3 protein-coding genes are annotated in these 1687 nt (G+C 63.4%); 1 reads left to right on the top strand and 2 read right to left on the bottom strand.

What is annotated here, in order from left to right:
* On the bottom strand, positions 1-766 hold a 766-nt coding region (locus WA989_RS07455), incomplete at its 3' end, for a DNA-processing protein DprA (RefSeq protein ID WP_424339875.1).
* Complete coding sequence (gene plsY, locus WA989_RS07460; RefSeq protein ID WP_424339876.1) at positions 763-1380, bottom strand: glycerol-3-phosphate 1-O-acyltransferase PlsY; 618 nt, start codon at positions 1378-1380, stop codon at positions 763-765. The genes WA989_RS07455 and plsY, both read right to left, overlap by 4 nt.
* 46 nt (positions 1381-1426) lie before the next feature.
* On the opposite strand from plsY, the gene WA989_RS07465 reads away from it, so the two are divergent.
* The coding region (locus WA989_RS07465) for a TetR family transcriptional regulator (protein ID WP_424339877.1) at positions 1427-1687 on the top strand (261 nt) is incomplete at its 3' end.

Consider the following 1687-nt stretch of genomic DNA (forward strand, 5'->3'; position numbering starts at 1 on the left):
GGCGATTGGTCCCGGCTGCGCGCGGGTCGAGCGGCGAGCCAGGCACGGCCATGACTTCGCGGCCCTGTTCACCTGCCATTCTGGCTGAAATGAGCGAGCCGGAGCGTTCGGCAGCCTCGACAATCACCGTGCCGGCGGCAAGGCCTGTAATGATCCGGTTGCGGCGCGGGAAATCTTTCGCCGTGGCCCGGTGACCAAGCCGCCTTTCGGACACGATCATCCCATGCTCGCAGATCGTCTGATAGAGTTCGCCATGCTGGGGCGGATAGACATGATCGATGCCGCCGGCCAGTACGGCGATCGTGCCGGTTTCAAAGCTCGCTGCGTGGACCTCGCCGTCAATGCCACGCGCAAGACCGGAAATGGTCACCAGCCCCGCTGCACCCAGCGCCGAGGCCATCGTCCGCGCCATTTTCCGGCCTGCAGCCGAAGCGTCACGCGCACCGACAATGGCAATGGCCGGGCGTTCGAAGAGGGACGCGTCGCCCAGGACGGAGAGGACAGGCGGCGGCGGATCGAGTGGCAGGAGGGCAGGGGAATAGCTGGCTTCGCAGCTGCAGATGATGTCACCGCCGATCGCGCGCGTCGCCTCGAGTTCGGCCTTTGCGGCTTCGGTGTCGGTTTCGAGTTTCGGGACGGCGCGGGTGGCTTCTGCCGGGTCTCCATACCGCGCGATGAGCTGGGCGAAGGTGACGGGGCCGATTTTCGCAGCTCTGGCAAGCGCGATCCAGGCGGCGCGGGCCTCATCCGACATATTTGCCGTCATGGCGTCTCGTCTGCCTTTTTCTTCTGTCCGAATTTCGGCTCGGTGCCTTTCAGCAGGCGCGAGAGGTTGGACCGGTGTGTCCAGAAAACGAGGACGCTCAGGGCGGTGAGCACACCGACGGCAAATTCGGTTTCACCAAGCAGAAGGGCGCCCAGGGGAACGAGCGCGGCCGCTGTCAGCGCGGCGAGCGAGGAAATCCTGAACAGCAGAAACATGGCAAACCAGACGGGCGCACCGATCATCAGGCCCTTCAGGGACGCAAACACCAGGAGGCCGGCATAGGTCGCAACGCCCTTGCCGCCCTTGAAGCCCAGCCAGACCGGATAGCAATGGCCGAGAAAGGCGGCGAGGCCCGCGATGAGGCCTACATTCCGGCTTTCGAAGAGGAGACTAAATAAGAGGACGGCCAGGCCGGCCTTGAAGCTGTCGAGTAGCAGGGTAGCGAGCGCCAGATCCTTCCGGCCTGTGCGGAGCACGTTCGTCGCGCCTATGTTGCCCGAGCCGACCTTGCGGATGTCACCGAGGCCGGCGGCACGCGTGATGATCAGACCGAACGGGATCGAGCCGAGCAGATAGCCGCCGATGGCGGCTAGAAGGAAAGGGAGCAATGTCATGTCTTCACCCATGGCCCATCTGCATAGAGCTTATCAATAGCCTGTTTTGCGCGCACCTGCCGAAGCGATGGGTGGGCGTGCAGACAGTTCGGGCCCGGTCTGCCTCGACAATTTGCCCGGTTCGTACTATTGTACGGACATTATGGGGGAAGCTGCCGACAGGCTGGGTGCGCGAGAGCGCCTTTTAAGAGCTGCCATATCCCTGATCGGGGAATATGGGCCTGAGCGCATGACGCATAGACTGGTCGCGAAAAGTGCCGGCCTGTCTCCGGGCACGGCGACCTATCATTTCAGCTCTCTGCGCGAT

The sequence above is a fragment of the Henriciella sp. genome (assembly GCF_049649345.1).
GTDB lineage: Bacteria > Pseudomonadota > Alphaproteobacteria > Caulobacterales > Hyphomonadaceae > Henriciella.